Origin of the sequence: Francisella hispaniensis FSC454, assembly GCF_001885235.1 — a bacterium.
GTDB classification, from domain to species: domain Bacteria; phylum Pseudomonadota; class Gammaproteobacteria; order Francisellales; family Francisellaceae; genus Francisella; species Francisella hispaniensis.
This window is the reverse complement of record NZ_CP018093.1, coordinates 833,915-860,821: the sequence shown is the minus strand read 5'-3', so window position 1 is coordinate 860,821 and position 26,907 is coordinate 833,915. Positions and strand designations below refer to the sequence as shown.

Here is a 26,907-nt window from a genome sequence, read left to right as displayed (position 1 = left end):
ATACTTCTTTTTAAAAAATCTAACAAAAATTACAACTTAATAAACTTCTGCTTTATTTCAGTTATCTTATCTCTAATAGTTGTAGCTTTTTCAAATTCTAGCTCTTTTGCATAAGCTCGCATACGCTTTTCGAGAGCTTTGATAACCTTCGCAGCTTCAGTCATACCTAGTATAGCCGAAACGTCAACATCATCAACCTTTAAACGCAAATTATTTTTATAAGCACGTTTTTGCATCTCTGGAGAGCTATCAAGCATATCGTCAATATTCTTAATAATAGTTTTGGGAGTTATATTATGTTTCTTATTATATTCATCTTGAAGTTGACGACGACGTAGAGTTTCATCCATAGCCTTTTTCATAGATTTTGTGACAACATCTGCATACAAAATAGCTCTACCATTTTGATTTCTTGCTACACGCCCAATCGTCTGGATAAGAGATTTTTCAGAACGTAAGAAACCTTCTTTATCAGCATCAAATATTAGTAGTACACCAACCTCTGGCATATCAAGCCCCTCTCTAAGAAGGTTAATACCCACTAGCACATCAAATACACCATGACGCAAGTCATGAATAATTTGAACTCTCTCAACAGTATCAATATCAGAATGTAGATATCTGATATTAACGCCATGCTCAGATAGATATTCTGTCAAGTTTTCTGCCATTTTTTTGGTTAAGGTTGTTATCAAGATTCTTTCTTCTTTGGCTATAGCTTTATTTATCTCTGATAAAGCATCTTCAACCTGTATAGCTACCGGACGAACAAAAACCTCTGGATCTAACAATCCTGTTGGACGAATTACCTGTTCCACAGTATTTTGAGATTTTTCTAATTCATAATTAGCTGGCGTAGCCGATACATAAATTGTCTGTGGTAATAATTTCTCAAACTCATTAAATTTTAGTGGGCGGTTATCCAAGGCTGATGGAAGTCTAAAGCCATAGTTTACAAGGTTAGCCTTACGCGAGAGATCACCTTTATACATTCCACTAAACTGTGGTAATGTCACATGCGACTCATCAACTATAACTAAGGCATTTTCTGGCAGATAGTCAATCAATGTTGGTGGTGGATCACCTGGAGCTCTTCCAGAAAGCAATCTTGAGTAATTTTCAATTCCTGTACAATAGCCAAGTTCTTGAATCATTTCAATATCATACTTAGTACGTTGCTCTATCCTTTGAGCTTCAAGTAGTTTACCCTCTTTTTCAAAATATTTAACTCTTTCTTTCAGTTCTGCTTTGATCTCTTCTATAACTATATCTTTGCGCTCTTTTGATGCAACATAATGTGTACTTGGGAATATTGTTGCTCTATGCAATGATTTAATTTTTTTAGAGGTTAATGAGTCGATCACACTTATGGCTTCAATCTCATCATCAAAAAAACTCTACTCGAATAGCATCTTTTTCAGAGTCTGCTGGGAATATATCTAATACCTCTCCCCTAACTCGAAACTACCACGACTGAAGTCCATATCATTACGTGAATATTGCATCTCTACTAACTTAGTTTGAGCTTTTTTTAGCCCTAGCTCTTCGCCTACCTTTAGGTGCAAAAGCATTTGCATATACTGCTCAGGATCACCTAGACCATAGATAGCTGACACAGTTGCGACTATAATTACATCATTACGCTCAAGTATTGCTTTTGTAGCTGACAAACGCATTTGTTCAATATGCTCATTTACAGATGAGTCTTTTTCAATATAAGTATCTGATGCTGCAACATAAGCTTCTGGTTGATAATAATCATAATATGACACAAAATACTCAACTGCATTATCTGGGAAATATTGCTTAAACTCTGAATACAATTGAGCTGCCAAAGTTTTGTTATGTGCGACAATTAAACATGGTTTTTGTGTTTGTTGAATCACATTAGCCATAGTATATGTTTTACCAGAGCCTGTAACTCCTAACAAAACCTGATGTTGTAGTCCATTATTAATACCTTCAACTAATGATTTAATTGCCTTTGGTTGATCGCCAGCTGGAGCATACTTTGTTACTAAGTTGAATTTATTCATCTAAAACAAATACTCCTCTAACTCATGCAGCAAAGCTTGTTGCTCTTCTGTTAGGTCACGATTCATGCGTAAATCTTGCATCTCTTGATAGATATCTTCCAAAGTTTTGCGAGTTTTGCCTTTATGATCAACCAAAAGCTCATCATTATCTAAGCTAACAATCTTATTTAGATAATCTTGAAACTCCATCTGTGCTTTATCAGGTAGCTTTGAAAAGTCTAATCTACCAATTATCCTAACAGCTCTGTCATAATAAGACTTTGGTAATTGATTTAACATTTGAGACTTCTGATGAATTGGTAATGTGTGGAATTTATCACAACCTCTTTCATCAGCGGCACTCATAAAGTCACTTTGATAAATTGCTGCGTCTATATCAACATTTTCAATATCTGGATACTTATATTCCAATACATAATCCACAAAATTAGCAAATATTTCTGGATTGTTTTTTATAAACTCTTTATTTAATTTTATCAAATCTAATCTATCTTGAGGTAACCTCCCCACAAAACGGGTTTTAGCAGGTAATATTAGCGGAATATCACCCCACTTTTTGTTTAAGGTCAAACGCCAATGCTCAGCTTCTAAACTGCCAAACTCTTCTATAAACTCACTAAACAGATAACTATCTAAGCGAAGAAATATCTCTTGATTTTTATAGTGTCTATGCTGACCAATATCAAGTATTGCCGACATAAAATTATTTTTAAAGCCAAAAACTCCACTTACAGCAATTGCTTGTCTATACCCAATACCACCGACTTCTACACCAATATCTAATTGAGCTAGAGTATTTTCATCATTTTGCTTATTAAACTTTGCCAATAGAAACTGCCACATTTTAGGATTAGCTATTTTTAATTTCTTGGCTAACTCTACTGTAACAATTACATCCGTAATAGCATCATGAGCTCTACCACCACTATATAGATCATTTTCAGTATTTAGGTTTTCTAACTTCAAAGATACTTTTTCTTGTCCATCTTCACCAGTGACTTTAGGCCACTTAAGAACATCATTACAAAATAAATGATAGCAAGTAACTATTGGAAATAAATCAGCCCTTGAACAGCCATTTTTAAACTGATGACTGTATGGCGGTAGCATATTTTTATAGAAAGCAAATCTTAAAAACTCATCATCAAATCCAAGAGTATTATAACCAATACTCATAGTCCCCGGAGTATTTATAATCTTATGAATCTTTCTAATCGCTTGATATTCTGCTATACCAGTATTTGCTTGAGCAATAGAAATATGATGTGTTATTGTTGCAATTGGTGATGGTGTTGTATCAGGATTCAGCTTTACAAAAAAGTTAAATCTCTCGATTTCATTAAAATCCAAATCTGTTCGAATTGCAGCAAACTGTAACACTTGATCAAAAGAATTACTAATACCACTAGTCTCTAAATCATAAAATAATAAAGTCTGATTACTAAACATCTAAAATACATTTTTTTATTTCATAAAATTACTAATTTAGAATTTTAACATACCTTTAAGGTGATTAGTAATTTAGACTACTTTGAAGCTTTATTTTTGAGAATATCACTTAAATAGATAGCTAAAGCAATAACTACGCAGGTTGTCTAGTTGCAGCAATTACAACTTCTCGTATATTTATATTTTGTGGTTGGCTAAACATAAACATGGCTGTACGAGCAATATCATCTGCTACTAAAACTCCACCCATAGACTCTTTCCAGCTTTCATAATCTGATTTAATTTGATCAGATGTTGTATGACTTAAAAGCTCAGTTTCTACAGCACCTGGACAAATTGTCATTATTCTAACATTATCATCAGCAACTTCTTCACGTATATTTTCACTCATTGAAGATACTGCAAATTTTGTACCAACATATGCAGCGTGATTAGGGAACGATTTCTTGCCAGAAATTGAACTGATATTTATAATTGTTCCACTTTTTCTTGCCTTCATATCACCTAATACAGACTGAATACCATTCAATAATGCTAATACATTAACTTCATACATTTTTTGCCATTCAATAGGATCTTGTGTATCGATTTGACCAAGAAGCATCAAACCAGCATTATTAACCAATAACTCAACTGGACCATACTCAGCTTCAGCTTCTTTTATAGCATCTTTTAAGGCTTGGGCATTTGTCACATCTACTTTACGAATCATTGTATTAGGTAAATTTAACTCTTGTATCTTTTCTATTCTTCTACCTATTAGCAAAAGCGAATGACCTGCTTCAGAAAATCTTTTTGCAATTGCCGCACCAATTCCAGAACTTGCTCCTGTGATTACAACTAATGATTTAGCCATGTTATTTCTCCTATATTTTGTTTTAATTTTCACATCGTTTTAATGATTGTAAATTGTATATAAACTCATTAAACTGATAAATACCAACAATCATAAAACATTGTTATTAAATAATGAACAATATTCATTGGCGAGGTATTCACTGTTTCATTCACGTCGCTGAACAGCAAAGCTTCACAAAGGCAGCAGATATGCTAGGTATAGCCAAATCGAATCTAAGCCAAAATATTAAAGACTTAGAAAATCATCTTAAAGTTCAACTACTATATAGAAGTACTAGACATGTTCGCCTTACTGAAATAGGACACGATTATTATAAAAAATGTAAGAAAGCTATCCAAGATTTAGATATAGCTACTGAACTTGCTAGCCAAGAAAGTAATCAGCTTAGTGGGATTATAAAAGTAAATAGCGTTGGTGGAATACTTGGTGAAGAAGTAATAGCTCCAATATTACTCAACTTTCAGCAACAAAATCCTAAAGTTAATATCCATTTAGATTTCTCTAGTCATAGGGTCAATCTTTTGGATAGTGATTACGACTTAGTAATACGTATGGGTAGTCTTGCAGATTCTAACCTTATAGTTTCAGCTTTACGCACTGTTGCTACTAAATATGTTGCTAGTCATGCTTTCATTCAAAAGCATGGACAAGTAACTAATCCTCGTCAGCTCGAAAACCTACCACTAATTTATGGTAGTGTCAAACAATGGTCATTAATTTCAAATAAGGATAAATATACACTACATATTCATAATAATGGCATTCATGTTACTAGTGGTAGAGTTATGAAACATGCTGCATTAGCAGGATTAGGGATCACTCGACTTATAGATATCTATGTAGAGTCTGATATCAAAAATGGTAAGTTAGTAGAAATATTACCTGAATATAAAGAAGAAACAAAACTTTCTATTCTTTCGCTGCCAGTCAAATATCAACTTAAAAGAATAAATTTATTGATAAAATACCTAAAGCAACATTTTAATCAATTATATCAAGAAAAGCTTTAATACAAATTAATACTTCTTTATAAAAACTTACCTACTATAACAATATTGATAAAGATTCTTATCATAACGAATTGTTATTTTCTTAAAATTTCTTCTGACTTGCTGCTTAGTGTGATCAACCAGCTCTTTATACAAATCATCTTTATGTTTTTTTTGTTGGATAAATAAGGTTCTGTATGTTTTTAGATTAATTAGTAACTCATCAATCAAGACAATTATTTTTTTGTATTCGTAATATTTTTTTGTAGTTGGAAACTCATATTTGGCATTTACAAGTGTTTCATTAAGCTTAATAGTTTGTTCAATCAATGAAATAAGCTTACGGTTTTTAATACTTTTATCAACATCATCGACAAGCTTTTTTAGCTCACCATATAGAATATACATCTCCTTGTTAAAGAGAATTCTATATTTCTGCCCTCGAGTTAAAAAGGTAATCAAAACAATACAAATAGTTCCAATAGCCACACAAGTAACCCGCACTAAAAAAAGCTCTTTATCCCAGCCGATAAATAAGCCAAAAAACATCACCAAATAAATATGAATAAAAAAAACACTAGTTGCATAATTAAGAAATAAGGTATAAATATATAATGCTAAAGCTATACCACATAGTATCGCCACTATGGTGAAATTATTAGGTATACCCTTTTGTACCAGCATCAATATTACTGAACCTGTAGATGTCCCTAGTAGGGAAAATATTATAATAGCTTTTGCTCGAGTATATACAACACTAGTACTGGTACTAGCTGCGACACTAACTACTGCTATAACAACCCAATATATCCTATCTCTAAAATCACTATCACCACTATAACTAAAAATAGCGTAACAAATAATCAACCCTAATGTTGAAGCAATCAAAACCCTGTAAGCTAGTAGTGTCGTATCAGATAGTTTATCTATGGCTCTATCTCTAAAAAAGATCATAATATGCCTCTTTAATATTCTCTAGACTAATAAACATATCATCTAATAGTAATATACAATCAAAAAGTAACTTCCTTTTTTGTTTATCATGCTGATATTTTTGGATATAACCAATTTCTAATTTATATTTCCAATGTTCAATTTCATCACTTTTTTTCTTAAATAAATCTGGTTTTTTTTGGATATATAACATCAAAAATAATGTTTCTTTAAATATTCTTTCTAAACTTTGCAAAAGCTCTTTAACCTCATGGTTATCTTCAAAACCTAAAAGGATATAGTTTGAAATTAGTCTTTTATAACTTAAGATAAATTTTGGTGTTAATCTGTTAAAAACTACAAAGTTATGAGTTAAATATCTCCAACTATCCTGGGTATTCTTGCGTAAAAACATCAAACCATGATTTTTTAATGAGTTGATATTTTGATACTTTAAATTACTAACACTTACTATATCTGTTTGTGTAAATTTTCGACTCTTTGCTTTGTCAAAAGCATTTAGGTAATTTCTTATATACAAACGCATAAATTCATGAACTATTTTTTCAATATCTTCTGAGTTCATAATTTTATAGTTTCTAATAATCAAAACATAAAAAGCTAAGCCTATCAGTATTGCAGTAAATGTAAAACTTAGATGATTATATTGTGCTAATGGAAACCTAATAAAACATATACATGTCAATACTACTACCATTATTGGAAAAATTGTAAAAGCCTCACCAAACCTTCTAATCCAAAACGCCACAAAGACCACAAAGACAATTAGTATAAATTTTTTTTCAAAAATATCGTGTACATATGGTGAAATATTGATAATGACTATTGCTGAAATTAAATACATCACAAAAGCCATACGCTTAGCTTGTATACTTCCGAGCAAAATACTTCCACTTAGATTAGCGATAAATAAAATAGATATAATTATCAGATTCTTATCAATATGAAAAAATGAAGTTATCGCTAAAAAAGAAAAAAGTATAATTGCAGATTTTACGGCACCATCCTGAAAAATCCTGATTGGATCTTGATCCATATATCTTGAATAAACTTCATTTAAACTAAGCACAAAAAGCAATATCATGGTATTAAAAGCGTAGCTAAATTATATTGCAAAACTTAGATAATTAATATCATTTGAGTAGTTATTTTTTTATGTAAATGTAGTAAAATTTATCTGTTAAAAATTACATACTACAGTTTTCTTATTATGATTTACGATTATAGTTATGATGTTATAGTTGTTGGTGGTGGTCATGCAGGTGTTGAAGCTGCTGCTGCCTCAGCTCGTATCGGTGCAAAAACACTGCTACTAACACACAATATTGATACTATTGGACAAATGTCTTGCAACCCTGCTATTGGTGGAATCGGTAAAGGTCATCTAGTCAAAGAAATAGATGCTATGGGTGGTATCATGGCAAAAGCTATTGATATGGCTGGTATCCAATTCAGAATACTTAATTCACGCAAAGGTCCTGCTGTACGCGCAACTAGAGCACAAGCAGATAGAGTATTATACAAAAAAGCTATAAATTCTCTTATCAACAACCAAGAAAATCTTGATATTTTTCAAGACTCAGTTGATGATTTGGTTGTTGAAAACAATACTGTTTGTGGTGTTATCACAAAGACAGGTATTACATTTAGAGCTAAAAAGGTAGTACTTACTGTTGGCACATTTCTAGGTGGTAAAATACATATCGGCAAAGTATCTAAGGAAGGTGGTCGTGCGGGAGATCAGCCATCAAATGCACTAGCTGCTAGACTTAGATCACTACCGTTTAGAGTAGATAGACTTAAAACTGGTACACCACCACGTATAGATAGACGCTCGGTTGATTTTAGTGTTATGGAAGTACAGCATGGTGATAGTCCTACTCCCTACTTTTCATTTTTCTCAAAAGGTAAGGTAGAGCACCCGCAACAAATACCTTGTTATATTACTTACACTAATCATGAAACACACAAAATTATCACAGATAACCTTGATAAATCAGCTATGTACAGTGGTTTAATAGAGGGTATTGGTCCACGCTATTGTCCTTCTATTGAAGACAAAGTAGTTAGATTCGCTGACAAAGAAAGACATCAAATCTTTGTTGAACCAGAGGGTTTAAATAGTATTGAGTTGTACCCAAATGGATTATCAACTAGTTTGCCTTTTGAAGTCCAATGCAACTATATCCGCTCAATTAAAGGCTTCGAAAATGCCTTTATTATGAGACCTGGTTATGCAATTGAATATGATTTTTTTGATCCAAGAGATCTAAAACCAACACTAGAAACCAAACATATAAAAAATCTCTACTTTGCTGGACAAATTAATGGTACCACAGGCTACGAAGAAGCCGGTGCTCAAGGTTTAGTAGCCGGTATTAATGCTGCTATTAGTTTAGATAGCGACAAATCATGGTATCCAACTCGTGCTGATAGTTACATTGGAGTATTAATTGATGATCTGATTACTAAAGGTACAAAAGAGCCATATAGAATGTTTACCTCTCGTGCCGAGTATAGACTCATTCTACGCGAAGATAATGCTGATCTACGCCTTTCTGATAAAGCTTGTGAACTAGGGCTTTTAAACAAAGAAGATCAACAACTTTTTATCAATAAGAAAAGTGCTATCAATGAAAATATCACAATGATGAAAAACACTTGGATAGGTCCACAAACACAAAAAGCTCGTGATCTAGAGAAATTCTTGGATAAGAAAATGACACGTGAAAGTACTTTATTTGACTTACTCAAAAGACCAGAAATAGATTACAGTAAATTACAACAAATACCAGAGCTAAATCTAAACTTACAAGATGAGGCTGTAATCGAACAAATAGAAATTTCAGCAAAGTACTCTGGCTATATTGAACGTCAAAATAAAGATATTGCAAAGTCAGCAACTCTTGAGCAAAAAACCATCCCTACAGATTTTAATTATTCGCAAGTTAAGGGGTTATCGAATGAAGTTCTGCAGAAATTGACTGAACAAAAGCCTACCACTCTAGGAGAAGCGTCACGTATCCCAGGTATAACTCCTGCAGCTATATCATTATTGACTATATATATGAAAAAAACCGGTTTTATAAAATAGGAAAATATATGAAGAGAAGTTACTTTAGAATAATTATATTAACATGCTTAGTCGCTTTGCTTTTTTCCTGTGCTACTAGACAAAAATACATAGACCAACAAAAAGCATGGATTGGTAAAAGTATTGATGGCTATATGCAAGAATTTGGTATGCCACAAAATGTAATCCAAGTATCACCAAACCCGAATATTGTGACATATGTCTATATCCGCAAAGCAATTAATCCAAATACTCCAGCTTATGCTGGCAATCCTATGAATAGCCTTATAATGGCAAATAGGAATCCTAACTTTGTCCAATTTGGTGCACTAATGTGTACAACTTGGGTGTCTATAGATAAAAATACCAAGATTATTAAAAATATAACTTTCCGTGGTAATTACTGCGCAACTAGTAACTAAATAGGAATTATCAATGAACATCAAACAAACTTCGACACCTCTAGTTACAGGTCTTGTTTCTGCCTCAATTTGCTTTAGTTTTGGCTTTTTTACAAATGTTTTTAAATATAATGGTCTCGAATTTTTTTATGCTTATATAGCTTTTCTTATATTGCTGTGTTATCCAATGAATATAGCTGCGCTATATTTCCAAAAAGCTTTCCCTAACTTAAACTCACACAGTAAACTAGTAAATAAAATTACTGGAAGCTCTAAGTTCAGACCAGTAAGTATTTTATTAACTGGTTGTATGGTAATTTTAGTAGCTTTGATAATGTTTGATATAGCAACCTATGTCTTAGATTTTTTTGACAACATTCCAGCTATTGATCGCTTAAGTGACGAAAGTCTCAAATTTAATAGTAACCTACCTATATATGTTTCACTGCTTGTGGTATTTATTGTAATTCTTCTAATGTTTATTCTAGCTGATAAAAAAAAGCTAAATTTAAATGAAACTCTAAAGACTAGTGCACATGTATCTTTATATTTAGTTACTATCTTAATGCTAATCGTAATATATTCACCGCAAGGAATGTTAGGTATTAAAGACTTTCTTTTAGACTTAAATTACCAAAAAATTAGTCAACTAAGACAAATGTTTGCTTTAGCTCTAATGTATGCAATTTTAAGTAATTTTATATCGATAGCGTTTTATAAAAATATAATAAATATTGGTGATGATAATTATAGCAAACTCAAAACTAGTGCTTTTAAGAGTATTTTTTATAATATAATTTTCTCATTTATCATTTGCGTGACTATATACGCTATTTTAGGCAATTACAGAAGCTATTTACAACCAACGGAAGGAATACAAATCACAACTGTTTTCAAAATTATTAAATTCAATTCGCCAATGTATTATTTACTTCTTGAAGTAATATTTACAACGCTTAATTTAGTTGTTTTCGTTGCTGCCTTAAAATATATTTTTGAAATTGGATCTAAACTTTATACAAAGCTTTTAGTTTTACTTATACCATTTATTATGGCTATTACATTTATAGAATCGGGTATAGCTAATATAGACTTCTCTAAAATTTTTGGGCTACATTTAGTGATTATTTTTATCTTTTTATTTGATGTATTTGTAGTTGGCTGGATCTATGATGCTCAAAAACTTAGTTATGAAATACTCAAAAACACAAATACTAGACTTTCACCGATCTTTAACATTATGCTGAGAATAATAATACCTTTTATCTGTATTCTTGTTACAATTGGGTATATATTCTTACCTATGCCAATAATATGGCAGTTTATTGCTACTTTAGCATGTATGATTATCTATATTATCAAAGGAAGTATTTTTAGTAACATATTTAATAAGAGAAAGTTTTAAAATGTTTTTTAATAAAAAAAGTAACCAAAATGAATTAAAAAAACTAGCTGCAATTGAGGCTGCAAAAAGTATCACTACAGAGATTACCCTAGGAGTTGGTACAGGAAGTACTGTAGCGTTTTTGATTGAGGAGCTTGTGAACTATAGAGACAAAATCAAAACTGTAGTATCAAGCTCAGAAGACTCAACTCGCAAACTTAAAGCACTAGGCTTTGATGTAGTAGATCTTAATTATGCTGGTGAGATTGATTTGTATATTGATGGTGCTGATGAGTGCAATAATCATAAAGAGCTTATCAAAGGTGGTGGTGCTGCTCTGACACGTGAGAAAATTTGTGTTGCTGCTGCTAAGAAGTTTATTTGTATTATTGATGAATCAAAGAAAGTGAATACTTTAGGTAATTTTCCTCTTCCTATAGAAGTTATCCCTATGGCACGAAGCTATGTGGCACGTCAAATAGTAAAGCTAGGCGGTCAACCAGTATATAGAGAACAGACAATTACAGATAATGGTAATGTTATTCTAGATGTATATAATCTAAAAATTGATAACCCTATAAAAATGGAAACTGAACTGAACCAAATCACAGGTGTTGTCACTAACGGCATATTCGCTTTGAAGCCTGCTGATACTGTGATTATGGCTACAAAAGATAGTAATATTGTTGTACTTTAATAAATCTGCTAAATAAGTATAATTATTGAAATATTAAAAAATAATTATCACCAGATATTGACTCTTTGCTCTGGATCTAAGTACATTCCATCTCCAAATTTTATATTATATGTTTCATAGAATCCGTCTTGATTTTTTAGTGGAGCTTGCCCTCGTATTTGAATTGGTGCATGTGGATCAGATTTTAAGAGTTCTAAAAGTCTACCCTCTCTAAATTTACCTCGCCATATTTGTGACCAGCCCATATAAAATCTTTGAGCTCCAGTATAATTATCAATAACAGGAGCTTGTTGGCCATTTAAAGATAGTTTATAAGCATCGTAAGCTACAGCCAAACCTGCATTATCCGCAATATTCTCACCCAAAGTTAACTCTCCGTTAACATGAATACCCTTAATTGGCTCATATACACTATATTGCTCAACCAATTTTTGTGTTATTGCTTTGAATTTCATGCGATCTTCTTTAGTCATCCACTCTTTCAAATTACCCTCATAATCAAATTTACTTCCCTGATCATCAAAAGCATGACTTATTTCATGACCAATTACAGCACCAATACCTCCATAATTAGCCGCCATATCTGCATCAGCATCAAAAAATGGAGGCTGAAGAATAGCTGCTGGAAAAACAATCTCATTCATTTCAGGATTATAATAAGCATTAACCATTTGAGGAGGCATATACCATTTTGACTTATCAACAGGTTTACCAAGTGTATCTAGATCTTGATTGTAGTTAAATTCCTTTATATGTACGACGTTACCTATTAAATCATCAGAATTAATATTAAGAGCAGTATAATCTTTCCACTTATCAGGAAAACCTATTTTAATATGCATGTTATCAAGCTTAGCTTTAGCATGTTTCTTAGACTCTGGACCCATCCATTTAAGTGTATCAATCCTATCATCAAAGACTTTTATAATATATCTAACAAGTGTTAGGACTTTTTCTTTTTTATCTTGCGGGAAAAACTTTTGCACATAAAGTTTGCCAAATGCTTCACCTATTGAATCATTAATAAGCATTATAGCCTTTTCAGACCTAGGCTTATCTTTTTCTAAACCAGTAAGATTTTTACCATAGAAATTAAAGTTTAAATTATAAAAATTTTCACTTAATAAAGGAGCAAAAGCATTTACTAACCTATATTTAAGATATATTTTCCATGTATCTAAAGGAATGTCATTGAGTAAATTTCCTAGTCCTATTATATATCTTGGCTGCTTAATAATGATAAACTTCTCTGTTTCTGGAATCTCTGCTGATTTTAAATAGCTATTCCATTCAATATAAGGATAAAGGTCATTAAGATTCGAAACTTTAAATTTATTATATATCTTATCAAGATCTCTATTTTCAACTTCACTAAACTGGATTTCCGCAAGAAGAGTTTCTAGACTTAATATTTTTTGTGCGGCTTCTTCTGGATTCTTAATGTTAACTTGTTGTAACAACTTTATTATATATTCCAAATAGTCATTACGAATTTTTACAAACTTTTCGTTTTCATCTAAACAATAATCTCTATTGGGTAAGCCAAGAGAACCTTGGCTAATACTAACAATCATTTGAGATGAGTTTTTCGCATCTATATTGATTGATAATTTCAGAGGAATTTCTGAACCAATCTTATTCAGTTTAGCAAAATAATCAACTAACTGCTTATTATCCTCGATACTATTTATACTCTCAAGATAATTTGCTAGTGGTTTTAAGCCTAGTTTGTTAATTGTAACTAGGTTCATATAACTTTGATAAAGACCATAGACTCTTTGCTTATCAGTTTGGGCTTCTATCTCTTGAGAATTTAACTCATCAATAACCTCATGCTGTTGAAATAAAACATTTTTACGCAGCTCCATAAAAGATCCCCATGAGTTTTCATCAGCAGGAATACTAACATTATCTAACCATTTGCCATTTACATATCTATAAAAATCATCTTTCTCATTAATACTTGCATCGATATATTGTGTATCAATCCCAATCTTATTTGAAGAATACTTTTTTTCTTCAACAAAAGATTCAACAATTATAGGGCTACTTAGCCCAATGAACACAGCTAAAATCAAACAAGATCTTGAATCAAGGTATTTCTTTATCATAATTAATCTATAATTTATATTTAATGATAAATCATAATATTAATCACAATCTCTGAACCTTACAATAATGTTATGGCAATTTATACTTTTTATATTTTCCTATTGGTATATTTATTTGCAACATACAATGCTAACAAAGTTAATAATCCTAAGATACTCAAAGCTACAACAAACTTAGTATCAATAAAGTTTTCTTTATTTCCTTGAATCACAGCTTCTTTAAAATGTACTCCAAACCAAACATAAATAAATGTCACAGGGATGATACCAATTAGAGTAGTAAAAAAGAAAATACTATTTTTAACCTTTAAAATACCTGCCAATATATTTGGTACAAAAAAAGGTATAGGTAATAGCCTTGCAACAAAAAGAATAGTTATAGGATGATTCTCTACTAAAGATTTAAATTTGGAGACAATTTTATATTTTGGATTACTAGATGTTTTACCCCAATTATATTTTATAAATAAAAAAGCAAACATTGCCCCTACAGTAGCTGAGACTAAACAAACTACAAAACCCAAAGCTAGTCCAAATAAAAGACCAGCTAGTAACTTCAAAAATGGTTTTATAGGCACAGAAAAAAATACTGTCAAAATATAAATACAAGCATAACCCAAACAAGCTAATACCATATGCCTGTCAACATAAGCACTTGCCTTGATGTAAGTAAGGTTAAGCTTATTTAAGTCAAAATATTTATAACCATTAAATATTAAAAATAACAACACTCCAAAACTTAAAAAGAATATCAAAAAGAGTCTTTTAATAAGTAAAGAGTTTAGATGTTTCACTTAGATTTTTTTAAAAAAGAAGAAATTTATTTAGACAGATTAAGCTAAAGCAGCTTTTGCTTTTTCTACAATAGCTGCGAAAGCATCTTTGTTGTATACAGCTAATTCCGCTAGTGCTTTCCTATCTAGTTCAACACCTGCTTTGTTTAAGCCATTGATTAGTTGGCTGTAACTGATATCATGTTGTCTAGCAGCAGCATTAATACGAACAATCCATAAAGACCTGAATGTTCTTTTCTTAACTTTACGGTCTCTATAAGCATATTGACCTGCTTTAATCACAGCTTGCTTAGCTACTCTATATACTCTTGAACGAGCACCATAGTAGCCTTTAGCTTGATTTAAAACTTTCTTATGACGTGCGCGTGCTGTTACGCCTCTTTTTACTCTTGACATAATTAATCTCCACTTTAAAAATTGATAAACAAACTTACGCGTAAGGCATTTGTTGAACTAAGCTAGCAGTATCAACTTTAGCTACTTGGTTCATACCTCTTAAATGACGCTTTCTCTTAGTTGTCATTTTAGTGTTGATATGCGCACGGTTTGCACAACGGTGTTTGAATCCACCCTTACCAGTTTTTTTAAAGCGCTTAGCAGCACCACTTTTAGTTTTTAACTTTGGCATATTTAATACTCCGCATTTTATATTAATTGTTATATTTATTTACTACTTTTTCTTTGGTCCTAAAACCATGATCATTTGGCGACCTTCCAGTTTAGGTTGGTGTTCCACCACACCGTATTCAGCAGCATCATTTGCCATACGCTGAAGCATTTCCATGCCCAACTCTTTATGTGACATTTCTCTACCTCTGAATCTCAATGTGACTTTTACTTTATCGCCCTTTTCAAGGAATTTTATCAGGTTGCGTAGTTTTACCTGATAATCCCCAACATCAGTCACAGGTCTGAGCTTTACCTCTTTCACCTGCGTCTGTTTTTGGTTCTTTTTAGCTTGTGCTTTTTTCTTGCCTTGTTCAAACAAGTACTTACCGTAGTCCATCAAACGACAGACTGGCGGATTAGCATTTGCTACCATTTCAACCAAGTCAACATCAGCCTCTTCAGCTAACGCTAAAGCCTCATTGATAGATACAACACCTATTTGTTGACCATCAACACCAACTAGACGCACCTCTTTTGCTTTAATTTGCTCATTTATAGGTGCTTTTTTATCCGTTTTAATAATCTTTTTCCTCCGCAGAAATTATTATTTTTTAGCTTGTATTTGCTTATCTAAAAAAGCACAAAAATCATCTACAGACATCTGTCCTAGATCTTCACCACTATGCTTTCTTATTGTGATAATCTTTTGCTCTTGCTCGTTTTTACCAAGGATAACAAGGTATGGTACACGCAAAAGAGTATGCTCACGTATTTTAAACCCTATTTTCTCATTTCTCAAGTCTAATTTAGTGCGAATACCATTTTTTTCAAGCATTGTAAATACTTCTTTACAGTAGTCATCCTGGTTATTACTAATTCCCATCACAGCAACTTGGAATGGTGCTAACCACAATGGTAAATTTCCAGCATAGTGTTCAATAAGCATACCAATAAATCTCTCTAAAGAGCCAACAATTGCTCTATGAAGCATAACCGGTACCTGCTTGTCACCATTCTTATCGATATATGTAGCGCCTAGTCTTTGTGGCATTGAAAAATCCAACTGTATAGTACCACACTGCCAGCTTCTACCAATTGCATCCTTGAGATGAAACTCAATCTTAGGACCATAAAATGCACCTTCACCTGGAAGTAGTTCATAGCTAACATTATTTGCATCAAGAGCATTTTTGAGCATCTGTTCAGATTTATCCCAAGTTTCATCATCTCCGATTCTATTTTCAGGTCTAAGTGCGACCTTGACCGCAAAATCATTAAAACCAAAATCTTTGTATACTTCAAAACACTGCTGCACCATTAAAATTACTTCTTCTTCAACCTGCTCAGGTGTGCAGAAAATATGTCCATCATCTTGAGTAAAACTACGTACTCTTAATAACCCGTGTAGCGATCCAGATGGTTCATTTCTATGTACTATACCGAACTCAGCCATCCTTATAGGTAGATCTCTATAACTATGTAGCTTTGTGTTATAAACCTGTACACAAGTTGGACAGTTCATTGGTCTGATAGCAAAATCCCTATTCTCAGATTTTGTTGCAAACATATTCTCAGCATATTTTGAAGCATGACCTGACTTCTCCCATAGACTAAAATCAGCAATAAGCGGGGTTCTAATCTCACTACAACCATATTTATTATTAGAAGCTCGCATGTAATCTTCTACTTGACGCCAGATCCTTACGCCATTGTCATGCCAAAATGCTATGCCTGGCGAATCTTCTTGGAAATGAAATAAATCAAGAACTTTACCAATTTTTCTGTGATCACGCTTTTCAGCCTCTTCAAGCATATTCAAATATTGATCTAAATCTTCTTTAGTTGCCCAACAAGTACCATATATTCTTGTAAGCATTTCATTATTAGAGTTACCGCGCCAGTAAGCACCTGCTAGCTTTGTCAATTTAAATGCTTTTAATACCGATGTATTTGGAATATGAGGACCTCTACACAAGTCACTAAAATTATCCTGGGTATATATTTTCACTTGCTCATCAGCAATACTATCGATAATCTCAACCTTATAATTCTCGCCTTGAGCTTTAAAAAACTCAATAGCTTCAGCTTTAGGAACCACTTTATAACTAACAGGTATAGACTTTTTTGCTAGCTCTTTCATCTTCTTTTCAATAGCTGCTAAATCTGCCTCACCTATAGCCTCTTTGAAAGAAAAATCATAATAAAAGCCATTATCAACTACCGGACCTATAGTTACTTCAGTATTTGGATATAATTCTTTGACAGCATGAGCTAAAAGATGTGCACAAGAATGTCTTAGAATTTCTAGGCCTTCTGGATCTTTTAACGTTATCAATCTTAATTCACAATCACTATTAATTGTATCTTTTGCATCTTTGAGCTGACCATCAATATACACAGCTACTGTAACCTTAGCTAAACTCGGAGATATTGACTTAGCAATATCCAAAGAGTTTACACCGCTTTCGAACTCTCTTATCGAACCATCTGGAAATTTAATATTTATCATTTGTAGTATACTTAATTTTATTATATTGTTAATGGAATATATATGCAGGCTATATTATATTGTATGGTTATAATTATGTAAATTATTTATCAGAAATGTTAAAGTATTTCATATAAAACAAACCATATAATAATCCATATATAAATATTATAAGGATTGTGAAATTAATAAGCTTAATATATAAAAATATATAAATTTAAGATATTGTCAATTTTTTTTCTCTAAAAATAAAAACATTAACCATATATTAATGATAAATATAAGAATTTTGATAATTATTCTTATAATCACCTTAAAATCAAAATATTAACAGAATTTTTGAGCATATAACAACTCTATTTTTAACATTTTAAATTCTTAAATATAACTGATAGGATTAAACCTACAGATAGTTTAATTACTAACTGTGTATTTTAAATAATATAGATAAGGAGTCTTATCATGAAACTAAATAAAATTACAATATTAACTGGTTTAGCTTTACTAGTTAGCTCAGAAGCATATTCACATGGTTATGTTGAAAGTCCTGCTTCTCGTGCATTATTATGTAAAGAAGGCAAAAATAAAGACTGTGGTGAAAGAGCTCAATATGAGCCGCAATCAATAGAACAAGCAGATGAGTTATTTAATTTAGGAGCTCTAGATAATAATATCGGAAGTGCTGATGTAGCAGGCTTTGAACCACTTGATGAACAAGAACAAAGTCGTTGGGCAAAAACTGTTGTTCAACCTGGACAACCATTAAAGATTAAATGGCAATTCACAGCAAATCATAAATCTAAGCATTTCAAATTTTATATTACTAAACCCAACTGGGACCCTAATAAACTACTTACTCGAGAAAGCTTTGAAGAAAAGCCACTAAATTGTTATGATCCTCAGCCAACTTGGGTAGCTCCTAACCAACCGCCTAAAGATGGTTTAACATTTACATGCACAATGCCAAATAGATCAGGTTATCAAATCATCATGGCAGAATGGGATGTTGATGATACTAGAATGAGTTTCTACAATTTACTTGACTTAGACTTTACAACTAGTAAACCAGCAGGCACTGTAATCCTACCTGATGGCTCAAGCAGTAATAATAATGGTTCGCAACCATCTGCAACATCAACATATGACCCTAACAAATCATATCCAACACCTGGAACAGAAGTAGTTTTTGATGGCAAAGTTTATCAAAACAAATGGTATGCTAATCCAGGTCAACAGCCAGGAGCTGAGCAATGGGGACCTTGGGCATTTGTTAGAGACCATCAACATCAAAACAATCCTTCTGATAAATTCCCTCTTGAGGCAACGAAATTTACAATAAACCCACTAAACATTAAAGAAGGTGATAAGATCACACTACAAGTATTCAAAGATGGAACTATGATAGATTATCCATTACTTACAGTTCCTAAAGCAATAAGTACAAATGATTTGTTCTTAGAGCTTACTGAAAAAATTAATAAAATTAGTACTGAACAGCTTAATAACCAGATTATTGCTGGTGTTAAAGATAGTAATAATGCTGTTATTCCTAATGGCAATGCTGTATATATTTACCAAACAGCAGATAAACCATATGATCAGATTAGTTTTTACTATCATCAAGCTAACCAAAACTTAAAAAATGAGCTTCATTTGATGGATTTCAAAGACCAATACAATATTAGCTCAGATAGCAAGCTTTATATTAACGCAAAAATAATGTCTCATAGCTCTGCAACTGCTAATGTAACAGTAGTTCTACAAGATCAAAATGGTAATCAAGTTTATAGAAAAACAGACATTCAGATCTCTCCTATGGATACATATGATCTAGCTTTAGCGATTGATAATATCAAAGCCGGAGACTATAAAATTATTATCTCAAGTGAACTTGCTGGAGCGGAAGCTTGGCAGAAGGATATGAACATCAAAGTCGTAAGTTCAGAGACAAGTGATGATAATAATAATCCTACACCAGCAAACCAAGATATTAATGTTAACATAGAGTCAAACACACCTTACTATCAAGTTAATCCAAATGATTCTGTAACCGCTAGAGCATGGGCTAGTAGTCTTGGCGATATTAACTTAGCAAACAATCAAGTAACGATTATTGCTTGGAATAAAACTCTTCAAGCTAGTGGTAATGATAGTTCTGCTTATGTAAAATGCCCACTTCCTAAAAATAATCAAACGAGTATAACATATTTGGTTAGCGGCGATTTAAATAGTGTCAATTGTACTATCAAATAATTATTTTGATAAAACATAAGCTGAAATTATATTCAGCTTATGCTCCAACTCTATATCTCGATGAAATAGTATTAAAAGAGACTTAGCTAGTTATTCAAACTATCAAAATCATCATTATATAATACATGCATAGCAGCCAAAGCATTATTAGTATTATAAAGTCCTTGGTAGCCATTCATTTTAGCAATACATTTATTATCGTATTCTTTATTACATTTTTCTAAGTAATACTTACAAAAATCTACAGATATCTTGGTATGAGTTTCATACTCTATACCTTTTTTTGGGTTATATATCTTACAATAATTAAGATATTGCTCTGTAGCAAAACTAGATGATGATAAAAAAATTAAGCTATAAGCTAATAAGACTCTAGCTAACATAGCTTTGGTAGTCTTGAGGATTTATTAAGCTATTAAGCTCATCTAGATTAGCTATTTCAATTTCAAATATCCAACCTTTGTCATAACAAGACTCGTTTATAAGTTTTGGATTATCCAATAATTGTTGATTTACTTTTGCAACTTTCCCAGATAACGGCGTATAAATATCAGACGCTGTCTTTACAGATTCTATAACACAAATCTCGTCATCTTTGGCATACTCTTGGTCAGGTTTAGGTAAATCGACATAGACAATTTCACCAAATTCATCTTGAGAGTAATCATCTATACCAACTCTTGCAATGTTACCCTTAATCTCAACCCATAAGTTAGAATCTGTATATAAGTAATTTTGATTTATTTCAGCCATAATTCCTCTTGGATTAAAACTCTATTTTTATTTTATCTAATAGATGATAATAACATAAAAATCCTTTAAAATTAATTTGTAAAATAAAAGTTGATGATGTAAACAATGAGTCTAGAAAACAAAAACATAATTATAACAGCTGGCGGAACAGGTGGTCATATATATCCCGCACTAGCTGTAGCTGAGTTACTCAGGCAAAATCAGGCTAATGTAACTTGGATTGGTACTCCTAACAGTATGGAAGCTATAATAGTTCCTAGTTATTTTAATATCCAATATATTAAATCATCAGGTGTTAGGAGAAAAGGAATTATAAAAAAAATTACCTTTCCACTAAAGCTTGTTTACAATACCATAAAATCGCGTAGTCTGTTAAAAAAGCTTAATGCAGATTTAGTGATTGGTTTTGGTGGTTATGTTTCTGGACCAATATGTTTAGCAGCTACTCAAATAAATATCCCAGTAATCATCCATGAGCAAAACGCTAAAATAGGTCTAACAAATCGTATATTAGCTAAATTTGCAACAACGATATGTCTAGGTTTTGAGATTGAAAATCTCCTCAAACAATTTAGTGCTAAACAGTTAGCAAAAATAAAAATTGTCGGCAATCCAGTTCGTAAAGATATTGTTGCACTTAATGATAAAACAAAAATTCACACTGACTCATCAACATTAAAGATATTAGTTTTAGGTGGTAGCCAAGGTGCTAAAGCAATAAATGAAATCATTCCTAAATTAATACAAAAAGCCAACGAGCAAGGCATCAATATAAAAGTCTGGCATCAAACTGGTAAACTATCATTCCAAACGACTAAAGATGCTTATAAAGATATACCTCAAGATCATATCAAAAATATTACTGCTTTTATTGACGACATGGTCGCAGCATACAGTTGGGCTGATTTGGTAATTTGTCGAGCTGGTGCGCTAACAGTATCAGAATCTGCTATTGCTGGGCTACCAGCTATATTTATCCCATTACCATCAGCGGTTGATGATCATCAATTTTATAATGCTCAAAATATAGTTAATAATAATGCTGGCTTTTGTTTAAGACAACACCAGATGACTTTAGAAAATTTACTCGCTATAATAAAACCTCTTAATCAAGATAGATCTAAACTTGAGCAAATGTCAAAAATGGCAAAAAAAACATTGATAAAAAACTCAAGTGAACAAATATTAGATTGTGTAAAAGAAATTTTAAATAAAAGATAAGGATTTGAAATGAACTTTGATATGTCAAAGCTAATGCAGCAAGCACAAAGAATGCAAGAACAAATGAAAAAAGCTCAGCAAGAGCGTGAAAATATGGAAGTACTTGGTGAATCTGGTGCAGGTCTTGTTACGGTAACAATGACTGGTAAATATGATGTTAAATCTGTAAGTATCGATAGTTCGCTTATGACTGAAGATAAAGAGATACTAGAAGATTTGATAGCAGCTGCTGTTAATAGTGCTGTAAAAAAAGTAGAAGAAAATTCGACAGCATCTACAGATATCCATAAAATGGCAAAAGACGCAGGTATCGACTTACCTAGCGGTATTAACTTTCCTTTTAAATAATGACAAGTAAAATTTTTTCTCCTAAAATTACTGCTGTAATAGAATCTTTGCGTAAGCTACCAACTATTGGTAAAAAATCATCACAAAGGCTTGCTCTATATCTACTAGACAAATCACCTGAAACAGGAATAGCTATTGCCAACTCGCTTTTGGATGCCACAGCAAATATCAAAAAATGTACATATTGCCAAGCACTTACTGAAGACGATGTTTGCAATATCTGTAGTAACACTAATCGAGATGATACTAAACTATGTATAATAGAAAGTATGCTTGATATGATTGCTATTGAAGAGGCTGGCATCTATAGAGGTAAATATTTTGTATTAAATGGAAGAATTTCTCCACTAGATGGTATAGGTCCGAGTGAATTAAAACTAGACATTTTAGAACAAATTATCGCCAAAAGAGAAATTGATGAGGTAATTCTTGCAATTAGCCCAACTGTAGAAGGTGAAACGACAGCTCATTTTATTTCACAAATGATTGCTAAAGATATAAAAATCTCACGAATAGGTTTTGGCGTGCCATTTGGTGGTGAACTAGAATACTTAGATCAACAAACTTTACTACATGCCTTTAATGCAAGGACTAATATTTAAGGATCATTTATCTATTAAGTATTCTTTCGATATTTAAACAAACATCTAATTTTCTCACTAAACGAATTAGTAAATATAGTTCTCTTCTATTTCTAACTACAACTACACAAGCAAGTTTAGCTTGTTTATTATCTATAGACATCATATCAAAACTTCTAATATCAACACCTTCTCGTGCCAAAGTTGCTGTGATTTTAGCTATCGAACCTGGAATATTTTTGAGTGTAACTGCAAGTCTAGCTTTAAAGCTAGGATCATCATCACTATTTGTAAACCAATCTGCCTGTATCTCTTTAGTTTGATTATCCTTAATTTTCATATATAGCTCATTACAGCTTTTTCGATGAACCTCAACTTTGCCATGCTCGTTAACAATACCAACTATCTCATCATTTGGCAGAGGTAAGCAACAATCAGCAATACGTGGATCATCCCCATATCTAATTTGTAATTTTGATAACGATGATTTTTTATAAGCATTACGCATATCCTCAAAATGCTTAACAACAAAATCAATAAAGTTATTTGGATCAATAAGTCCTAATCCAGTATCTAAATAGAAGCGATTTATTGTATCTATCCCTTCATAATTAAATAATGCTCCATCAATGATTTCACTTGGAACATCTCTTAATTCAACACCTAAAAGTCTAAGCTCTCCTTCAACTATATCCTTACCACGAATATAATCAATATTACGATATTGCTGTTTCAAAAAGTCCTTGATAGCTGATTTAGCTCTATTAGTCTCAACAAATTTCAACCATGCTGGATTAGGATCGGCAATTGCTGATGTTATAATTTCAACATTATCACCTTGCTTTAACCTATAATTAAGTGGCACAGCTTTACGGTTTACTTTAGCTGAGATACACTTATTGCCAATATCAGTATGTATATAGTAAGCAAAATCTATACAAGTTGAATTCATAGGTAACTCGACAATCTCTCCTTGAGGAGTAAATACAAATACATCATTATTAAAAATATCTGTTTTGACATTCTCTAAAAACTCTACTGAGCTTGCAGTATATACATTAATATCAGAAATCTTCTTAAGCCATCTTTGTAGTGCTTTGTCAGTTTTCTCACCAATTTTATAACTCCAATGCGCTGCAATACCATATTCAGCTTGACGATCCATTTGTTCTGTTTTTATTTGAATCTCTAAAGGGATATTATATGGTCCTAAGACAACTGTATGCAATGACCGATAACCATTTGCTTTTGGAGTGGCAATATAATCTTTAAACTTTTGTGGTATCGGTTTATATAATTCATGAACTCTACCTAGGACAACATAACAATCTATTCTATTAGGAACAATAATTTTATAGGCGTACATGTCCATTATTTCATCAAAAGATACACCTTTTTTGCGCATCTTATTGTATATACTATACAAAGTTTTCTTGCGTGCTTTGATATCTTCTAATGAGACTAAATCATTAAGCTTTTCTGCTAACGCCTCTTTTACCTCATAAAAAACTTTTTCTTTATTTTTTTCAACTTTTTTTACTTTTTCTTCTAAAATATGGTAGCGATAAGGATACATACCCTCAAACGCAAGAGTCTCCAACTGTTCTTTAAGAGTATTGATACCTAGCCGATGAGCAAGTGGTGCAAACACATCTAAAGTTTCTTTAGAAATTCGACGCTTTTTCTCAGGTTTTAGTGGTGCTAATGTACGCATATTATGAAGTCTATCAGCTAGCTTAATAAATATTACACGAACATCTTTTGTCACAGATAGTAACATTTTGCGAAAGTTTTCTGCTTGTTGTTCCGCTCGGTTTTTATGCCTAATTTGAGTAAGTTTAGTTACTCCCTCGACAAGCTGAGCAACTTTTTCACCAAAAATATTACTAATATCGTCAGCTGTATACTCAGTATCCTCTACAACATCATGCAATAAGGCTGCAATTATTGTATCAACATCCATCCTAAGCTCGGCAAGTATACATGCTACAGCAACAGGATGGGTAAAATAAGGCTCCCCTGAGCTTCTAACTTGAGTTTCGTGAGCATCAGCACCAAATATAAATGCTTGGGCTATCTTTAACCTTTCTCGATGAGGAAGGTATTTAGAAATTAATTGATTAAGGTCATAGAAACAAAACATATTTAGCAAAATATTTTATAACACTTAACTAAATGATAAATTGAATCATAAATCAAAGCAATTTATAACTACTTTGTTTTGAAAGAAATTAGATATTTTCGTGAAATAATTGCCATAAATACTACCAAACCAATATCAATGACAAGTAAGATAGCCGCCAATATAGTATTGTATTTTTTTTGTGCAAACACAGCACCATGACCTGGTGGTGTGACAGTACTAGGATTATAAACCATTCCATATTTTTTAATTATACTTGAGTTTATATCTCTAACATTAATAACTGGCACCCCTTCTTTTAAGAAATCAACAGCAACAGAATTAACTGTTTTATATTCTGGAGGTAAACTCTTAGTCACACCAGTAGGAAAGCTAGGTAACTTTATAATACTTTCATCATCGCTACTACTAGTAGTAGATTTTTTAGATTTTTTGTTCTCGTTGATACTGTCTATATCTGATGATTTAATTTGTGGTTGTTTTAGTCCTATCGATGCCATGTTACCACCAACATTTATATAGGCTTTAATTTTGTTATCAGTACCTGCGGCCTCTTTATACATTTTCATACGTGTAGCGATAGAAGTATTTGTTGCATGTGTATATGGAATATTGATGACTTTATAGCCATTCCTCTTTATTGCATCATTAAGTTTTAATATGGCTCCTGGAGTCATTCCATAACCATTATCATGAGAACCACCTAAAGTAATACCTAAAATATCGTAATCAAATAGACCTTTTTCGACAAGGTTATGATATATGTCAGGCCAAGTAAATCCTGGTCTATTTGCACCAAATTGCGATGCCCCAGCAGAGAATATGATTAATGGCTTAAGCTTCAAAGTCTTAATAGCTGCCAACATCGCTATATCTAAAGCCGGATATGATCCTGTTGCTTGCACAGCAACCGTATCGCCTTCCTTAAGATCAAGCTCGCTTAACCATTCAACAAATATTGCAGCCATATTTGGATTAACCGAAGATCTCTTTGCATAAAGATCGCCAGAATCTGTAGTTATCTCAGTCATTGACAGTCCAATCAAGCCAGTACAAGAGACATCTCCCATTGTCTTACAAAGATAACCTTTTGACATAAAAAAGCGTTGTGTAAATTCAAATGCATCATCAGTTAATTCAGCAGCTTGAAGCTTTTGGGTATAACCCTTTGTTTCAACAACTAGATTCTTCTCAACTATATACAAAGATATAATCATAAATGCGCTTAAAAAAACTATTATATAGCGCGATATAAATTTACGGTGCCAGTACATCGTTTTCATATTATATTCCTACTATCTCAGGTCCAATTAAAACTATTAGTAACAAACGTATAATGATAGAAGCTATTAATAAAGAACCTATTGTTTCTATAAGTCCTTGCCTATCTATAGATAAAGTTATAAGTCCAGGGATAATATAACCAATTACCTGAACTTGGTTTGAGTAAAAACTCGTAGTCAAATATTGCGAAAAAAGCATATTACACACTGTTCCTAGTATAAATGATAAAAGTACTGTAATAGCTATTCTTCGTCTACCGTAAATAATCATAAATTTAGACATAAATCTGACTATGCCAAATATAATTATAGAGATGATAATAGTTACTATAACTCTATCAGGAGCCCCCATCTCTAAAGCAAAATATCCTGGTACAACCATACCACCTGTAGATAATCCTAATAGCGACACAAAAACTAGACCGACTACAAGACCAATTCCTATCGAGAGCGTTAACGGATCCATATTTTCTCCTGTTTA

Annotated in this window: 24 protein-coding genes and 1 pseudogene; 9 read left to right on the top strand and 16 right to left on the bottom strand. The window is 32.2% G+C overall.

All coding sequences use genetic code 11. From position 1 onward, the window contains the following. Window positions 1-29: 29 nt before the first annotated feature. The 3 genes and pseudogenes from uvrB to FSC454_RS04220 all read right to left on the bottom strand — a co-directional run bounded on the left by uvrB (window position 30) and on the right by FSC454_RS04220 (window position 4,341). A pseudogene (uvrB, locus tag FSC454_RS04230) lies at window positions 30-2,036 on the bottom strand (excinuclease ABC subunit UvrB). After that, window positions 2,037-3,485 (bottom strand): exodeoxyribonuclease I, encoded by a 1,449-nt coding sequence (locus tag FSC454_RS04225; RefSeq protein ID WP_066047225.1) that lies wholly within the window; start codon window positions 3,483-3,485, stop codon window positions 2,037-2,039. A gap of 133 nt (window positions 3,486-3,618) precedes the next feature. Next, window positions 3,619-4,341, bottom strand: coding sequence for an SDR family oxidoreductase (locus FSC454_RS04220; RefSeq protein ID WP_066047223.1), 723 nt, complete (start codon window positions 4,339-4,341; stop codon window positions 3,619-3,621). A 113-nt stretch (window positions 4,342-4,454) separates the two neighbouring features. Here FSC454_RS04220 and FSC454_RS04215 point away from each other — a divergent pair, with 113 nt between their 5' ends. Continuing rightward, a complete protein-coding gene (locus FSC454_RS04215) occupies window positions 4,455-5,354 on the top strand; it encodes a LysR family transcriptional regulator (protein ID WP_066047284.1) in 900 nt (299 codons plus the stop codon). 27 nt (window positions 5,355-5,381) lie between these two features. Here the strand turns inward: FSC454_RS04215 and FSC454_RS04210 are convergent, their stop codons facing one another. Together FSC454_RS04210 and FSC454_RS04205 are read right to left on the bottom strand one after the other, a co-directional pair. Further along, window positions 5,382-6,287, bottom strand: coding sequence for an FUSC family protein (locus FSC454_RS04210; RefSeq protein WP_066046434.1), 906 nt, complete (start codon window positions 6,285-6,287; stop codon window positions 5,382-5,384). After that, window positions 6,274-7,356: a hypothetical protein gene (locus FSC454_RS04205; protein WP_071794839.1), complete on the bottom strand. Its 1,083-nt coding sequence runs from the start codon at window positions 7,354-7,356 to the stop codon at window positions 6,274-6,276. Before FSC454_RS04205 ends, FSC454_RS04210 begins: the two co-directional genes overlap by 14 nt. 141 nt (window positions 7,357-7,497) lie before the next feature. On the opposite strand from FSC454_RS04205, the gene mnmG reads away from it, so the two are divergent. Genes mnmG through rpiA form a run of 4 tightly spaced genes read left to right on the top strand, consistent with a single transcriptional unit; the run spans window position 7,498 to window position 11,842 of the window. Continuing rightward, window positions 7,498-9,381, top strand: a complete 1,884-nt coding sequence (gene mnmG, locus FSC454_RS04200; RefSeq protein ID WP_066044767.1) for a tRNA uridine-5-carboxymethylaminomethyl(34) synthesis enzyme MnmG — start codon at window positions 7,498-7,500, stop codon at window positions 9,379-9,381. Window positions 9,382-9,389: 8 nt separating this feature from the next. Then, on the top strand, window positions 9,390-9,782 hold the full coding sequence (locus FSC454_RS04195; protein WP_066044765.1) for a hypothetical protein: 393 nt from the start codon (window positions 9,390-9,392) through the stop codon (window positions 9,780-9,782). Window positions 9,783-9,795: 13 nt separating this feature from the next. Beyond that, window positions 9,796-11,166: an SLC5/6 family protein gene (locus tag FSC454_RS04190; protein WP_066044763.1), complete on the top strand. Its 1,371-nt coding sequence runs from the start codon at window positions 9,796-9,798 to the stop codon at window positions 11,164-11,166. A 1-nt stretch (window position 11,167) separates the two neighbouring features. Then, window positions 11,168-11,842, top strand: coding sequence for a ribose-5-phosphate isomerase RpiA (gene rpiA, locus FSC454_RS04185; protein ID WP_014548525.1), 675 nt, complete (start codon window positions 11,168-11,170; stop codon window positions 11,840-11,842). A gap of 47 nt (window positions 11,843-11,889) precedes the next feature. On the opposite strand, the gene FSC454_RS04180 is transcribed toward rpiA, so the two are convergent. The 6 genes from FSC454_RS04180 to thrS all read right to left on the bottom strand — a co-directional run bounded on the left by FSC454_RS04180 (window position 11,890) and on the right by thrS (window position 17,865). Continuing rightward, window positions 11,890-13,953 carry a M13 family metallopeptidase gene (locus FSC454_RS04180; protein WP_066044761.1) on the bottom strand — a complete coding sequence of 688 codons (2,064 nt, stop codon included), beginning with the start codon at window positions 13,951-13,953 and terminating at the stop codon, window positions 11,890-11,892. An 89-nt stretch (window positions 13,954-14,042) separates the two neighbouring features. Then, entirely contained in the window at window positions 14,043-14,747 is a 705-nt protein-coding gene (locus FSC454_RS04175) for a TVP38/TMEM64 family protein (protein ID WP_082810676.1), read from the bottom strand. A 39-nt stretch (window positions 14,748-14,786) separates the two neighbouring features. Further along, complete coding sequence (gene rplT, locus FSC454_RS04170; RefSeq protein ID WP_066044758.1) at window positions 14,787-15,143, bottom strand: 50S ribosomal protein L20; 357 nt, start codon at window positions 15,141-15,143, stop codon at window positions 14,787-14,789. Window positions 15,144-15,177: 34 nt separating this feature from the next. Continuing rightward, window positions 15,178-15,375: a 50S ribosomal protein L35 gene (rpmI, locus tag FSC454_RS04165; RefSeq protein WP_003034330.1), complete on the bottom strand. Its 198-nt coding sequence runs from the start codon at window positions 15,373-15,375 to the stop codon at window positions 15,178-15,180. A 42-nt stretch (window positions 15,376-15,417) separates the two neighbouring features. After that, a complete protein-coding gene (gene infC, locus FSC454_RS04160; protein WP_003023546.1) occupies window positions 15,418-15,954 on the bottom strand; it encodes a translation initiation factor IF-3 in 537 nt (178 codons plus the stop codon). A gap of 6 nt (window positions 15,955-15,960) precedes the next feature. Beyond that, a complete protein-coding gene (gene thrS, locus FSC454_RS04155) occupies window positions 15,961-17,865 on the bottom strand; it encodes a threonine--tRNA ligase (protein WP_066044757.1) in 1,905 nt (634 codons plus the stop codon). 441 nt (window positions 17,866-18,306) lie between these two features. Between thrS and FSC454_RS04150 the strand changes: the two genes are divergently transcribed. After that, the gene (locus FSC454_RS04150) at window positions 18,307-20,097 is read left to right on the top strand and encodes a lytic polysaccharide monooxygenase (RefSeq protein WP_066044755.1); all 1,791 of its coding nucleotides are present in this window, start codon (window positions 18,307-18,309) and stop codon (window positions 20,095-20,097) included. 86 nt (window positions 20,098-20,183) lie between these two features. Here FSC454_RS04150 and FSC454_RS04145 read toward each other — a convergent pair whose 3' ends face one another. Both FSC454_RS04145 and gcvH read right to left on the bottom strand, forming a co-directional pair. After that, entirely contained in the window at window positions 20,184-20,480 is a 297-nt protein-coding gene (locus FSC454_RS04145; RefSeq protein WP_014548530.1) for a hypothetical protein, read from the bottom strand. After that, window positions 20,470-20,850 carry a glycine cleavage system protein GcvH gene (gene gcvH, locus FSC454_RS04140; RefSeq protein WP_014548531.1) on the bottom strand — a complete coding sequence of 127 codons (381 nt, stop codon included), beginning with the start codon at window positions 20,848-20,850 and terminating at the stop codon, window positions 20,470-20,472. Before gcvH ends, FSC454_RS04145 begins: the two co-directional genes overlap by 11 nt. 105 nt (window positions 20,851-20,955) lie before the next feature. On the opposite strand from gcvH, the gene murG reads away from it, so the two are divergent. From murG to recR, 3 genes are read left to right on the top strand one after another with little or no spacing between them, the layout of a single operon-like run. Next, window positions 20,956-22,071 (top strand): undecaprenyldiphospho-muramoylpentapeptide beta-N-acetylglucosaminyltransferase, encoded by a 1,116-nt coding sequence (gene murG, locus FSC454_RS04135; RefSeq protein WP_066044754.1) that lies wholly within the window; start codon window positions 20,956-20,958, stop codon window positions 22,069-22,071. A gap of 9 nt (window positions 22,072-22,080) precedes the next feature. Further along, window positions 22,081-22,419, top strand: coding sequence for a YbaB/EbfC family nucleoid-associated protein (locus tag FSC454_RS04130; RefSeq protein ID WP_066044752.1), 339 nt, complete (start codon window positions 22,081-22,083; stop codon window positions 22,417-22,419). Continuing rightward, window positions 22,419-23,021 (top strand): recombination mediator RecR, encoded by a 603-nt coding sequence (gene recR, locus FSC454_RS04125; protein WP_066044750.1) that lies wholly within the window; start codon window positions 22,419-22,421, stop codon window positions 23,019-23,021. The genes FSC454_RS04130 and recR overlap by 1 nt, the downstream gene beginning before the upstream one ends. A 7-nt stretch (window positions 23,022-23,028) precedes the next feature. Here the strand turns inward: recR and FSC454_RS04120 are convergent, their stop codons facing one another. The 3 genes from FSC454_RS04120 to pgsC form a co-directional block, all read right to left on the bottom strand. Beyond that, entirely contained in the window at window positions 23,029-25,143 is a 2,115-nt protein-coding gene (locus FSC454_RS04120; protein ID WP_014548535.1) for a RelA/SpoT family protein, read from the bottom strand. 68 nt (window positions 25,144-25,211) lie between these two features. Beyond that, the gene (gene pgsW, locus FSC454_RS04115) at window positions 25,212-26,426 is read right to left on the bottom strand and encodes a poly-gamma-glutamate system protein (protein WP_066044748.1); all 1,215 of its coding nucleotides are present in this window, start codon (window positions 26,424-26,426) and stop codon (window positions 25,212-25,214) included. A gap of 1 nt (window position 26,427) precedes the next feature. Next, window positions 26,428-26,892, bottom strand: coding sequence for a poly-gamma-glutamate biosynthesis protein PgsC (gene pgsC, locus FSC454_RS04110; RefSeq protein WP_003016687.1), 465 nt, complete (start codon window positions 26,890-26,892; stop codon window positions 26,428-26,430). Between the last annotated feature and the right edge of the window lie 15 nt (window positions 26,893-26,907).